At 68.1% G+C, this 12,457-nt stretch carries 13 protein-coding genes; 7 read left to right on the forward strand and 6 right to left on the reverse strand.

Annotated elements, in window-relative coordinates; translation table 11 throughout:
- Nucleotides 1-5: 5 nt before the first annotated feature.
- From AC1Z3O_RS05465 to AC1Z3O_RS05485, 5 genes are all read right to left on the reverse strand, one after another.
- On the reverse strand, nucleotides 6-683 hold the full coding sequence (locus AC1Z3O_RS05465) for a C40 family peptidase (protein ID WP_483514148.1): 678 nt from the start codon (nucleotides 681-683) through the stop codon (nucleotides 6-8).
- Between the two features lie 90 nt (nucleotides 684-773).
- The gene (locus tag AC1Z3O_RS05470) at nucleotides 774-1,235 is read right to left on the reverse strand and encodes a hypothetical protein (protein WP_483514150.1); all 462 of its coding nucleotides are present in this window, start codon (nucleotides 1,233-1,235) and stop codon (nucleotides 774-776) included.
- Between the two features lie 99 nt (nucleotides 1,236-1,334).
- Nucleotides 1,335-3,038, reverse strand: coding sequence for a PhoH family protein (locus AC1Z3O_RS05475; RefSeq protein WP_483514151.1), 1,704 nt, complete (start codon nucleotides 3,036-3,038; stop codon nucleotides 1,335-1,337).
- A gap of 322 nt (nucleotides 3,039-3,360) precedes the next feature.
- Entirely contained in the window at nucleotides 3,361-3,822 is a 462-nt protein-coding gene (locus tag AC1Z3O_RS05480) for a peroxiredoxin (protein WP_483514153.1), read from the reverse strand.
- Nucleotides 3,823-3,967: 145 nt separating this feature from the next.
- Entirely contained in the window at nucleotides 3,968-4,351 is a 384-nt protein-coding gene (locus AC1Z3O_RS05485; protein WP_483514155.1) for an Mth938-like domain-containing protein, read from the reverse strand.
- A gap of 279 nt (nucleotides 4,352-4,630) precedes the next feature.
- On the opposite strand from AC1Z3O_RS05485, the gene AC1Z3O_RS05490 reads away from it, so the two are divergent.
- The 7 genes from AC1Z3O_RS05490 (at nucleotide 4,631) to crcB (ending at nucleotide 11,381) form a co-directional block, all read left to right on the forward strand.
- Nucleotides 4,631-5,866, forward strand: coding sequence for a pyridoxal phosphate-dependent aminotransferase (locus AC1Z3O_RS05490; protein WP_483514157.1), 1,236 nt, complete (start codon nucleotides 4,631-4,633; stop codon nucleotides 5,864-5,866).
- Between the two features lie 51 nt (nucleotides 5,867-5,917).
- On the forward strand, nucleotides 5,918-7,228 hold the full coding sequence (locus tag AC1Z3O_RS05495) for a homoserine dehydrogenase (protein WP_483514158.1): 1,311 nt from the start codon (nucleotides 5,918-5,920) through the stop codon (nucleotides 7,226-7,228).
- A gap of 16 nt (nucleotides 7,229-7,244) precedes the next feature.
- Nucleotides 7,245-8,690 (forward strand): threonine synthase, encoded by a 1,446-nt coding sequence (gene thrC / locus AC1Z3O_RS05500; protein WP_483514160.1) that lies wholly within the window; start codon nucleotides 7,245-7,247, stop codon nucleotides 8,688-8,690.
- 246 nt (nucleotides 8,691-8,936) lie between these two features.
- Nucleotides 8,937-10,196 carry a molybdopterin molybdotransferase MoeA gene (locus tag AC1Z3O_RS05505; protein ID WP_483514162.1) on the forward strand — a complete coding sequence of 420 codons (1,260 nt, stop codon included), beginning with the start codon at nucleotides 8,937-8,939 and terminating at the stop codon, nucleotides 10,194-10,196.
- A gap of 24 nt (nucleotides 10,197-10,220) precedes the next feature.
- Nucleotides 10,221-10,478 (forward strand): molybdopterin converting factor subunit 1, encoded by a 258-nt coding sequence (gene moaD, locus AC1Z3O_RS05510; RefSeq protein WP_483514164.1) that lies wholly within the window; start codon nucleotides 10,221-10,223, stop codon nucleotides 10,476-10,478.
- A 13-nt stretch (nucleotides 10,479-10,491) separates the two neighbouring features.
- The gene (locus tag AC1Z3O_RS05515; protein ID WP_483514165.1) at nucleotides 10,492-11,001 is read left to right on the forward strand and encodes a molybdenum cofactor biosynthesis protein MoaE; all 510 of its coding nucleotides are present in this window, start codon (nucleotides 10,492-10,494) and stop codon (nucleotides 10,999-11,001) included.
- Nucleotides 11,001-11,381 carry a fluoride efflux transporter CrcB gene (crcB, locus tag AC1Z3O_RS05520; RefSeq protein WP_483514166.1) on the forward strand — a complete coding sequence of 127 codons (381 nt, stop codon included), beginning with the start codon at nucleotides 11,001-11,003 and terminating at the stop codon, nucleotides 11,379-11,381. Before AC1Z3O_RS05515 ends, crcB begins: the two co-directional genes overlap by 1 nt.
- On the opposite strand, the gene AC1Z3O_RS05525 is transcribed toward crcB, so the two are convergent.
- Nucleotides 11,304-12,314, reverse strand: coding sequence for an alpha/beta fold hydrolase (locus AC1Z3O_RS05525; protein WP_483514168.1), 1,011 nt, complete (start codon nucleotides 12,312-12,314; stop codon nucleotides 11,304-11,306). The genes crcB and AC1Z3O_RS05525 overlap by 78 nt on opposite strands.
- Nucleotides 12,315-12,457 lie beyond the last annotated feature (143 nt).

Here is a 12,457-nt window from a genome sequence, read left to right on the forward strand (position 1 = left end):
ACGGGTCAGCGCCTGGCGAAGGCGGCGATCGGGTCGTCATCGTCTGGCGCCGGCGCGGCGGTGGGTGCGGCGGCCGGCGCGGCGACGGGCGCCACGGATGCGGCCGGCGGCGGGACCGGGGAGGCCTGCGCCATCGCGCCTGAATCGCCGGCGTCGAGAGGGCCCGAGATCCGGCGCGCACCGTTGTAGCGTGATGCCCAATAGGACTTGGTCATGTCCTCCAGGCGCACCGTGCCGCCGGTGGAGGGCGCGTGCACGAAGCGGTTCTGGCCGACATAGATGCCGACATGCGAGTTGGGCCGGCCTGCGGTGTTGAAGAAGACCAGGTCGCCCGAGGCCACCTCGCTGCGCTCGAGCGGTACGCCTCGGCTGCCCATGGCTTCCGTGGTGCGCGGCAGGTTCACGCTGGCCGCGCGGGCGACCACGTAGCGCACCAGGCCGCTGCAGTCGAAGCCGGAATCCGGGGTGTTGCCGCCGTAGCGGTAGGGGGTGCCGACCAGCGACATGGCCTGGATCGAGATCTCCTCGAGGCCTGCGCTCGGGTCGGAGATGGGCGCTCGCGGTACGCGTCCGGATGCAGCGTAGCGCGACGGCGGCGACGAGGCGCATGCGGCCAGCAACAAGGCCGAGAGGCACAGCAGCGGCAGGCGCGGCAAGGCCGGCCGCGACCGGTCGCGCCTCATACGGGGGGCGTCGTCAGGCTGGATTGGTTGGCTTGCTGGCATCCTCGATATCTCGTCCCGCCGGGTAGGCAGGGGCATCGACCTGCCCGCCTACCAGCGGAGTTGCCCGTTACGGGTGCCGGTATTGACCTTGAGTGATCTCGCCTGCCCCTTGTAGCTTGCCTCGATATTGTAACTGCCTTCCGGTGCACGTATGAGGCAGCGCGGCCCGCTCGCACGGAAGCTGGCGACCTCCTGCCCATCGTAGACCAGCCGCACCGCCACGTCGGCGAGATATTCGCCGGTATCGCCGCGCGTGAACAGCACGCCCATATTGAAATTGTGTTCCTGCTCGGCCAGTTCGCGCCGCTCGTCCTCCGCAATGCCGCCACAGACGTAGCTGACCGGGCCCATGGTCCGGATCACCATATTGTCGGCGGCGCGGGCCGGGTGCCAGGCCGCGGCGGCGGCCAGGCCGGCCAGCAGCGGCAGCCAGACGGCACGGAGCCTGGCGGGGAAGGCGCGCGCGGCGGGGGGCCGCCGCCCTGGGATCTGCCTCGGGCTATCCAGCATCGACGACGCCTCCGTCCAGGAAATGACGCGAAACACATGAAACGCGAGGAGGGGGCGCGTCCGCGGCGAAGCGGACGCGCCATCCGTGCGGCTCTCCGCTCAGAGCACGTCAGCGGCGTGGTCGGCCAGGCGCGAACGTTCGCCGCGCGCCAGCGTGACATGGCCGCTGTGGCTCCAGCCCTTGAAGCGATCCACCACATAGGTCAGGCCGGACGAGCCTTCGGTCAGGTAGGGCGTGTCGATCTGCGCGATATTGCCCAGGCAGATGATCTTGGTGCCCGGGCCGGCCCGCGTCACCAGCGTCTTCATCTGCTTGGGCGTCAGGTTCTGCGCCTCGTCGATGATGACGAACTTGTTGACGAAGGTGCGGCCGCGCATGAAGTTCATGCTCTTGACCTTGATGCGCGAGCGGATCAGCTCCTGCGTGGCGGCGCGGCCCCAGTCGCCGGCGCTGTCGTCGCTCTTCTGCAGCACTTCGAGGTTGTCGTCGAAGGCGCCCATCCAGGGCTGCATCTTCTCTTCCTCGGTGCCCGGCAGGAAGCCGATGTCCTCGCCGACCGGCACCGTGGCCCGCGTGACGATGATCTCGTTGTACAGCTTCTGGTCCAGCACCTGTTCCAGGCCGGAGGCCAGCGCCAGCAGGGTCTTGCCGGTGCCGGCCTGGCCCAGCAGCGTGACGAAGTCGACCTCGGGGTTCATCAGCAGGTTCAGCGCGAAGTTCTGCTCGCGGTTGCGCGCGGTCACGCTCCAGACATTGTTCTTGTTATGGGTGAAGTCCTTCAGCGTCTGCAGCAGCGCGGTCTTGCCGTTGATTTCCTTGACCTGCGCATACAGCGGCAGGCTGCCGTCGGAGGGTTCGAGGAAGACGAACTGGTTGACCAGGAAGGAGGGCACCAGCGGGCCCGTCAGGCGGTAGAACATCGCGCCGGACTTCGGGTCCTGCCAGCTTTCCACCCCCTTGCCGTGCTTGGACCAGAAGTCGGTCGGCAGCGCCATCACGCCTGAGTAGAGCAGGTCCTTGTCTTCCAGGACCTGGTCGTTGAAGTAGTCCTCGGCGGGCAGGCCCAAAGCGCGGGCCTTGATGCGCATATTGATGTCCTTGGACACCAGCACCACCTGCCGGCCCGGTTGCTGTTCCTTCAGCGCGCTGACCACGCCCAGGATCTGGTTGTCCGCCTTGCCCTGCGGCAGCCCTTCCGGCAGCTTGATGTCGTTCAGCCGCGTCTGGAAGAACAGCTTGCCCTGCGCGTCGCGGTTGCCGAGCTTGGCCAGCGGCAGGCCCTCGTCGAGGGCGCCGTCGGTATGGGCCACCAGGGCATCGAGCGTGCGGCTGACGGTGCGGGCATTGCGCGCAACCTCGCTCATACCCTTCTTGTGGTTGTCGAGCTCCTCCAGCGTCATCATCGGCAGATAGATGTCGTGTTCCTCGAAGCGGAACAGGGAGCTCGGGTCGTGCATCAGCACATTGGTGTCGAGCACGAACAGCTTGCTCGGGCCGTTGTCCTTGCGTGCGCGCCGGCTGGGACCGGCGGCGGGCTTGAGCAGGCTGACCGGTGCGGCGGCAGGCGGCGCGACCGGGACGGCGGGCACGTCCTTGGCCCGCGCACGCGTCGTCGTCGCGCGCGACTTGGCGGCCGGGACGGGTTCGGCGTCGCCGGTCTCCAGCAATGCCACGCGCTCAAGCGCGGGCACCGGTTTCTTACCCTGTGTCGCGGTTCTGGCCTTGGGCAGCACGGCAACCGGGGAGAACTCGCTCGGGTCGAGCAGTTGAGCCGGCTTGGTGGGCATGGTGGGCAGCGGCATGCTTGGCTTTCCTTTCAGGGGGACGACGAAGCGGGAAACGCGCGGGGGCCGGCGGGTGCCAGGCGCGGGCCTGGGGGCGCGCACAGACAAAAAAACCGCCGGACCCGGTAGGCGGGCAGGGCGGTCTTCATTGGGGGTGGCGGCACGGCAGCTCTGCTACCGGCCCGTGGCGGGGAGCGCCTGGGCCGGTACGACGAAACAGCGTGGGAACCGGAATCTGAACTCATCACGACCCAATTTATCTGAAGCCCCCGGGTTTGGCAATTGCCCGCGGGCCGGCTGGCCGTAGTGCGCTTGCCACGCCCCGCGCAGCTTGCGGCGCTCAGAGCGCGCGAACGTGCTGGAGCACCTCGTCGACGTGGCTGGGCACCTTGATGCCGCGCATCGCGTGGCGCAGCACGCCCTTCGCGTCGATGATGAAGGTGCTGCGCTCGATGCCGCGCACCTCCTTGCCATAGAGCTTTTTCATCTTGATGACATCGAACAGCGTGCAAACCGCTTCGTCGCCGTCCGAGATCAGTTCGAAGGGCAGTTCCAGCTTGGTCTTGAAGTTCTCATGCGATTTCAGGCTGTCGCGCGAGATGCCGAACACGACGGCGCCGGCCGCGACGAAGTCATCGTGCTGGTCGCGGAAGTTCATGGCCTCGGTGGTGCAGCCGGGCGTGTTGTCCTTGGGGTAGAAGTACAGCACCAGCGTCTTGCCTTGCTGGCCGGCGAGGCTGAAAGTGGCGCCGGTGGCGGGCGCGCTGAAATCCGGTACGGTCTTGTCGAGGCTGACGGTCATTGCTTGGGGCTCCAGGGGAGGGGCAGGTGGGGCAGGAAAGGGGACTGCCGCCATGGCGAAGGCAGATTGGGGCGCACCGGGAAACTTCAAGCGTGGCGTCGGCTCAACCTGGCGCGCCGGCGAGCCGGCGGCAGGGCGCCGGGCTTCAGGCCGCCTCCGGCTCCAGCAGCAGGATCGCCGCGACCCGGCGGCCTTCCGCCATCAGAATATTGTAGGTACGGCATGCCGCCTGCAGGTCCATCGCATCGACGCCGATGTGGCGGCTGGACAGCGCGGCGGTCAGGCGCGGATGGGGAAAGCGCAGGCGGGAACCGGTGCCCAGCAGCACTACTTCCGGCTTCAGCGGCAGCAGCGCCTCGAAATGGGCCGCTTCCAGGTCTTCGAAGCGTGCGACCGGCCATGGCTGGATGTCGCCTTCGGGCATGACCAGCACGGAATCCGTGTGGCGTACCAGGTTGATCTCGATATAGCCCGGTCCGTAGGCGGTGACGGTATTGAGCGTTTGCGGCTGGTCGGCGTGGAGTTTCAAAGGGAAGCCTCAGGGCGCCCGCCCGGCCAGGACCCGGCCACTGTCGGCCGGGCCGTGCGGCGCCGGAGGCGGGCTGGTCACGGCGGTGGCGCGGCGAGCACTGCGCTGCAATGCAAGAATCCGCGCCGAAGTCTGTCATAATCCGATAAATTATAGCTTTTGCCTCCCTGTCTGCCACGCTTGCGTTGCACCGCAGCGGACGCGCCTCCCGAATTCCGTCCAGATTCCCGAAAAGTTCGCTGCCGCGGAGACCGGCAGCCCAACACTCGCCGACACGCCGTGAAGCCGATCCAGAAATCCCACAAACTCAATAACGTTTGCTATGACATCCGCGGGCCCGTGCTGGAGAAGGCCAAGCAGATGGAGGAAGAAGGGCACAAGATCATCAAGCTGAACATCGGCAACCTGGCCGTGTTCGGCTTCGACGCGCCGGAAGAGATCCAGCAGGACATGATGCGCAACCTGCCCAACTCGGCAGGCTACTCGGACTCCAAGGGCATCTTCGCGGCGCGCAAGGCCATCATGCACTACACCCAGGAGAAGCAGATCCAGGGCGTGGGGCTGGAGGACATCTACGTCGGCAACGGGGCCTCCGAGCTGATCGTGATGGCGATGAACGCGCTGCTCAACAACGGCGACGAAGTGCTGGTTCCCGCGCCCGACTACCCGCTGTGGACGGCGGCGGTCAGCCTGTCTGGCGGCACTCCGGTGCACTACATCTGCGACGAGCAGAATGAGTGGATGCCGGACCTGGACGATATTCGCGCCAAGATCACGCCGCATACCAAGGCCATCGTCGTCATCAACCCGAACAACCCGACCGGCGCGCTCTATTCGGACGAGTTGCTGCGGGGCATCGTGGCGATCGCGCGCGAGCATGGCCTGATCATCTATGCCGACGAGATCTACGACAAGGTGCTGTACGACGGCAGCACCCACACCTCGATCGCCTCGCTGTCGACCGACGTGCTGACTGTCACCTTCAACGGCCTGTCGAAGAACTACCGTTCCTGCGGCTACCGCGCCGGCTGGATGGTGGTGTCCGGCGACAAGCGCCCGGCCCAGGACTATATCGAGGGCCTCAACATGCTCTCGTCGATGCGCCTGTGCGCCAATGTGCCGGGGCAGTGGGCCATCCAGACCGCGCTGGGCGGCTACCAGAGCATCAACGACCTGGTGGCCGACGGCGGCCGGCTGCGCCGCCAGCGCGACCTGGCGCATGAGCTGATCACCGCCATTCCCGGCATCACCTGCGTCAAGCCCAAGGCGGCGCTCTACCTGTTCCCCAAGCTCGACCTGTCGATGTACCCGGTCCAGGACGACCAGGAGTTCATCTACGAGCTGCTGCAGGAATCGAAGGTGCTGCTGGTGCAGGGCTCGGGCTTCAACTGGGCCAAGCCCGATCATTTCCGCATCGTGTTCCTGCCGCACGAGGAAGACCTGCGCGAGGCCATCGGCCGCATCGCGCGCTTCCTCGATGCATACCGCAAACGCCACGGCGCCATCGCCGCCTGACGTCCGGCACGGCGCCGTTTCACCCATTTGTCAACTGGAAGCAGATTGTTCATGAATCCCATCAAAGTAGGCCTGCTTGGCATCGGTACCGTCGGTAGCGGCACGTTCAACGTGCTGCAACGTAACCAGGAAGAAATTCGCCGCCGCGCCGGGCGCGGCATCGAAATCGCGATGGTGGCCGACCTGAACACCGAGCGCGCCCGCGAGCTGACCGGTGGGCAGGTGGAAGTGGTGGCCGATGCCAACGAGGTGGTGAGCCACCCCGACATCGATATCGTCGTCGAGCTGATCGGCGGCTACGGCATAGCCAAGGAGCTGGTGCTCAAGGCCATCGCCAACGGCAAGCATGTGGTCACCGCCAACAAGGCGCTGCTGGCCGTGCACGGCAACGAGATCTTCGAGGCCGCGCGCAAGCAGGGCGTGATCGTGGCCTTCGAGGCCGCGGTGGCCGGTGGCATCCCCATCATCAAGGCGCTGCGCGAAGGCCTGACCGCCAACCGCATCCAGTGGATCGCCGGCATCATCAACGGCACCACCAACTTCATCCTGTCGGAGATGCGCGACAAGGGCCTGGACTTCGACACGGTGCTCAAGGAAGCGCAGGCGCTGGGCTATGCCGAGGCCGACCCGACCTTCGACATCGAGGGCATCGATGCCGCGCACAAGGTCACGCTGATGAGCGCGCTCGCCTTCGGCATGCCGGTGCAGTTCGATCGCGCCCACGTGGAAGGCATCACCAAGCTGTCGGCGGTCGACATCAAGTACGCCGAGGAACTGGGCTACCGCATCAAGCTGCTGGGCATCACCCGCCGCCGCGAGGAAGGCGTGGAGCTGCGCGTGCATCCGACCCTGGTGCCGGCCTCGCGCCTGATCGCCAACGTGGAAGGCGCGATGAACGCGGTGCTGGTGCAGGGCGACGCCGTCGGCGCCACGCTGTACTACGGCAAGGGCGCCGGCGCCGAGCCGACTGCCTCGGCCGTGATCGCCGACCTGGTCGACGTGACCCGCCTGCACACCGCCGACCCCGGGCACCGCGTGCCGCACCTGGCCTTCCAGCCGGACGAGCTGTCGAGCGTGCCGGTGCTGCCGATCGAGGAAGTCACCAGCTCCTACTACCTGCGCATGCGCGTGTCGGACGAAACCGGCGTGCTGGCCGACATCACCCGCATCCTGGCCGATGCGGGCATTTCCATCGACGCCATGCTGCAGAAGGAATCGCGCGAGGGCGAGCCGCAGACCGACATCATCATGCTGAGCCACCTGGCACGCGAGAAGCAGGTCAACGCCGCCATCGCCAAGATCGAGGCGCTGCCGACCGTGCTGTCGTCCGTCACGCGCCTGCGCATGGAAGAACTGAACTGAGCGAGCGCCCGGTCCCATGAATTACCTGTCGACGCGCGGCCACAAGGTGCCGCAAAACTTCTCCGAAATCCTGCTGGGCGGCCTGGCGCCGGATGGCGGCCTCTACCTGCCGCTACAGTATCCGCAGGTCACCGCCGACGAGCTGGAAGCCTGGCGCAAGCTCTCCTACGCCGACCTGGCGTTCGAGATCCTGTCCAAGTTCTGCGATGACATTCCGGCCGAGGACCTGCGCGCGCTGACGCGCAAGACCTATACCGCCGAGGTCTATTGCAATGCGCGCGCCGGCGATAACACCGCCGACATCACCCCGCTGCGCACGCTGGGCGAGGAAGGCGGCGCGCCGCTGCAGCTGCTGGGCCTGTCCAACGGTCCCACGCTGGCCTTCAAGGACATGGCCATGCAGCTGCTCGGCAACCTGTTCGAGTACGCGCTGGCGCGTGCGGGGCAGGAGCTGAACATCCTCGGCGCCACCTCGGGCGACACCGGCAGCGCCGCCGAGTACGCCATGCGCGGCAAGCGCGGCATCCGCGTCTTCATGCTGAGCCCGCACCGCAAGATGAGCGCATTCCAGACCGCGCAGATGTTCAGCCTGCAGGACCCGAACATCTTCAACCTCGCGGTCGAAGGCGTGTTCGACGACTGCCAGGACATCGTCAAGGCCGTCTCGAACGATCTCGAGTTCAAGGCGCGCCAGAAGATCGGCACCGTCAACTCGATCAACTGGGCGCGCGTGGTGGCCCAGGTGGTCTACTACTTCAAGGGCTGGCTGCTGGCTACCAGCGGCCCCGGCCAGAAGGTCTCCTTCTGCGTGCCCTCGGGCAATTTCGGCAACGTCTGCGCCGGCCACATCGCCCGCATGATGGGCCTGCCCATCGACAAGCTGGTGGTGGCGACCAACGAGAACGACGTGCTCGACGAGTTCTTCCGCACCGGGGTCTACCGCGTGCGCAAGTCGGCCGAGACCCTCCATACCTCGAGCCCGAGCATGGATATCTCGAAGGCCTCCAACTTCGAGCGCTTCGTCTTCGACCTGATGGGCCGCGATGCCGGCAAGCTGTCGGCGCTGTTCCGCGACGTCGACGCCAAGGGTGGCTTCGACCTGTCGGGCACGCCGGAATTCGCCCGCATCGGCGAGTTCGGCTTCGTCTCGGGCCGCAGCACCCATCAGGACCGGCTGGCCACCATCCGCGACATGTCGGCGCGCTACGGCATTACCATCGACACCCACACCGCCGATGGCATCAAGGTGGCGCGCGAACACCTGTCGCCGGGCGTGCCCATGGTGGTGCTGGAGACGGCGCTGCCGGCCAAGTTCGCCGACACCATCCGCGAGGCCCTGGACCACGAGCCGGAGCGTCCGGCCAGCTTCGAGGGCATCGAGAAGCTGCCGCAGCGCTTCGAGGTCGTGCCCGCCGATGCGGACCGCGTGAAGGCCTATATCGCCGGCCACACCGGTCTCTGAGGCCGGTGTGTCGCCTGCCGCCGCGCACGCTTGCGCCGCGGCAGGCGGGCGGCATACGCCTGCCATCTGCGGCGACGCCGCATGCCGCGTGGCCGTCGAATCGCTACAATCAGGCTGTCAGCCCCCGCAGCGCAGGACCGGGCTGGCGCGGGCACGCAGCAGGGCGGCCGGCGCCGGCCGGAAGCGCGCCGTAGCGGGGTTTGCGGCATTGCCGCCGAACCGCTCCCGATCGCCCTGTCTGCCCCCATGACCGAAGCCGCTGCGCCGTCCCGCCCGCCCATGCTGACCCTTGCCCAAGCCCTCGACACGCTGCTCGATGGCGCCCGCCCGATCACGCAGGCCGAGAGAGTCGACACCCTTCTCGCCAACGGGCGGGTACTGGCCGCGCCCGTGTCCAGCACGCTCGACGTGCCGCCTGCCGATAACACCGCGATGGATGGCTATGCGCTGCGTGCGGCCGATGTGCCGGCACCTGGCGCCCGCCTGCGTGTGGCGCAGCGCATTCCCGCCGGCCACGTCGGCACGGTGCTGGAGCCCGGCACCGCCGCACGCATCTTCACCGGCGGCCTGATTCCGCCCGGCGCCGATGCCGTGGTCATGCAGGAGCAGTGCACGGCGGACGGCGAGCACGTGGTGGTCAACCACGCGCCGCGCGCGGGGGAGTGGATCCGCCGCGCCGGCGAGGATATCCGCGCCGGCAGCGAGATCCTGGCGGCCGGCACGCGGCTGACGCCGCAGGCGCTGGGGCTGGCGGCTTCGGTCGGCCAGGCGGCGCTGGAGGTGGTGCGGCGCGTGCGCGTCGCGGTCTTCTTCACCGGCGACGAACTGGCGATGCCCGGCGAGCCGCTCAGGCCGGGTGCCATCTACAACTCCAATCGCTTCACGCTGCGTGGCCTGCTGGAGAACCTGGGCTGCGAGGTCAGCGATTTCGGCATCGTGCCGGACTCGCTCGCGGCGACGCGCGAGACGCTGCGCCGGGCCGCCGACGGCCACGACCTGATCATCACCTCGGGCGGCGTCTCGGTCGGCGATGAGGATCACATCCGGCCGGCGGTGCAGGCCGAAGGGCGGCTCGACCTGTGGCAGATCGCCATCAAGCCGGGCAAGCCGCTGGCCTTCGGGCAGGTGGCGCGGGCAGCGGGGGGCGCGGGGGTCAATGCGGCGCCTGCCTTCTTCCTGGGGCTGCCGGGCAATCCCGTGTCCAGTTTCGTCACCTTCCTGCTCTTCGTGCGGCCCTTCATCCTGCGCCTGCAGGGCGTGGGCGACGTCGCGCCGCGCCGGCTGCCGCTGCGCGCGGACTTCACGCTGGACAAGGGGGATCGCCGCAATGAGTTCCTGCGCGCGCGCGTCAATGCCGCCGGCGGCCTCGATCTGTTCCCCAACCAGAGCTCGGGCGTGCTGACCTCGACGGTATGGGGCGATGGCCTGATCGACAATCCGCCGGGCCAGGCGATCCGTGCCGGCGATGTCGTCCAGTTCATCCTGTTCGATAGCCTGCTGTACTGAGGCCTGAGATACGAGGGAGCGGACATGAAGATCGAACTGAGGTATTTCGCCAGCGTGCGCGAACAGCTCGGGTGCGCCGAGGAGCGTGCGGAGGTGCCCGCGCAGGTGGCCACGGTGGGCGACCTGCGGCAGTGGCTGCGCGCGCGCGGCGGCGAGTGGGAGGCAGTGCTGGCCGAGGGCAGGGCGCTGCGCATGGCGGTCGACCATGCTGTCGCGCGGGCCGATACGCCGCTGGCCGATGGCTGCGAGGTGGCCTTCTTCCCGCCCGTGACGGGCGGTTGAGCGGAGAGCAGCCATGAGCGTGACGGTACAACGCGAGGATTTCGACCTGGGCGCCGAGGTGGCGGCGCTGCGCACCGGCAATGCTGCCGTCGGCGCGGTGGCGAGCTTCATCGGCACGGTGCGCGACGTGAGCGGCGGCAGCGCCGTCAGCGGCATGGAGCTGGAGCATTATCCCGGCATGACCGAGAAGGCGCTGGCGGCCATCGAGCGTGCCGCCTGCGCGCGCTGGCCGCTGCTGGGCGTGCGCATCGTGCATCGGGTCGGGCCGTTGTTGCCGCACGATCAGATCGTGCTGGTCGCCGTGGCATCCGCCCATCGCGGCGAGGCCTTCGCCGCCTGCGAATTCATCATGGACTACCTCAAGTCCGAGGCGCCGTTCTGGAAGAAGGAAACCACGCCGGAAGGCGCGCGCTGGGTCGACGCCCGGGTGACCGACGAGGCCGCGCTGCGGCGTTGGGGAGTGGATTCGATCAATGCCAGCGGCGAGGATGTGCCGGGCGAGACGCCAGGAAGTGCGCGCTGATGGGGCCGCTCGGTTTCATCGCGGTCGGGGTCGGGGCCGCCATCGGCGCCTGGTTGCGCTGGTTTTTCTCTGTGACTTGGAATGCGGTGAATCCGGCGCTGCCCTACGGGACGCTGGCGGCCAACCTCGTCGGCGGCTACCTGATCGGCCTGGCGGTCGGCTTCTTCGATTCACACGCGGCACTGCCGCCGGAGTGGCGGCTGCTGGCCATCACCGGCTTCCTAGGCGGCCTGACCACTTTCTCCACGTTTTCCAGCGAAGTGATTTCCAACCTGATCGTGGGCGACTTCGGCTGGGCCCTGCTACACCTGCTGGCGCACCTGGGTGGCTCGCTGCTGCTGACCGCAGCCGGCCTGTGGACCTACCGGCTGCTTTCCTGAGTTTCCCACTGATCTTCCCGCTTCCGCTTTTTCCAGCAAGGCCAGCAGGGCGGCATTGAAGGCCGCCGGCTGCTCCAGGTGCGGGGTGTGGCCCGCGCCGGCGATGGCGCATCGGAACGCGGCGGGCTGCATTGCCGCCACGGCAGCGGCGACCGCCGGCCCGTAGAGGCGGCTGCGTTCGCCATGCAGCAGCAGTAAGGGTAGGCGCGCATCGCGCAAGGCCTGGCGCAGGTCTTGTCTCGCCATGTCTTGCCATAGCGCGGCCAGTGCGGCGGGATCGCACTGCCGCTGGCCGTGCGCGACCAGGGCGACCAAGTCGGCCTGGTGGGCCTGCCCGCAGACAGGAGGCTGGCCGGCCGCCCATAGCTCGGCGGCAACCGCCGGCGCCAGTGCCGGCCAGTCGTGTTGCACGCGCGCCGCCATCTGCGCGGCCATTTCCGCATCGTAGCCTCCACGCAGCCCATGCGGCCAGTCCGGGCCGGTCAGCAGGCGCGGCGTCATGTCGATGGCGCCCACCGCGGCCAGCGGCAGGCCGGGATGGTCCTGCATCAGGCGCCAGGCAACCATCGCGCCCATCGACCAGCCGACCACCACCACGTCCTCCAGCCCCAGATGCCGGATCAGCGCCGCCGTGTCCTCGGCCAGCCGGGCGATGCTGGCCTGCGCGGCGCCGGGCAGGCCGCGCGACAGTCCGTGGCCGGCGTGGTCGGGCGCGATCACCCGCCAGCCAAGCCGGGCCAACGCGGCCTGGCCGGCGAACACGGTGCCCGGCACCGACCAGCCGTGCAGAAGCAGCAGCGGCCGCCCGCGCCCGGTCTCGCGCCAGCCGGGCAGGTGGCCACGGGCGGCGCATACCTCGAAGTCGGCGTCGATTCCGGTGTCGTCAGAGGCGGGCGCCGTGCCGGCGCGCGGGGGCGGGTCTGATGCGTCCAATGACGGATCCTGTGTCGGATGAGGCCGTTCAGCACACCGGGCGTCGGGAAAGCCATGTATTGACATCCGGATTCCAGGCTTTATATCATGAAACATGAATCAGTTATCATGTTTTGGCGCGCCCGGACGACTGCTCCGGCCGG

The sequence above is a fragment of the Cupriavidus sp. 09_S30 genome, from assembly GCF_056930435.1.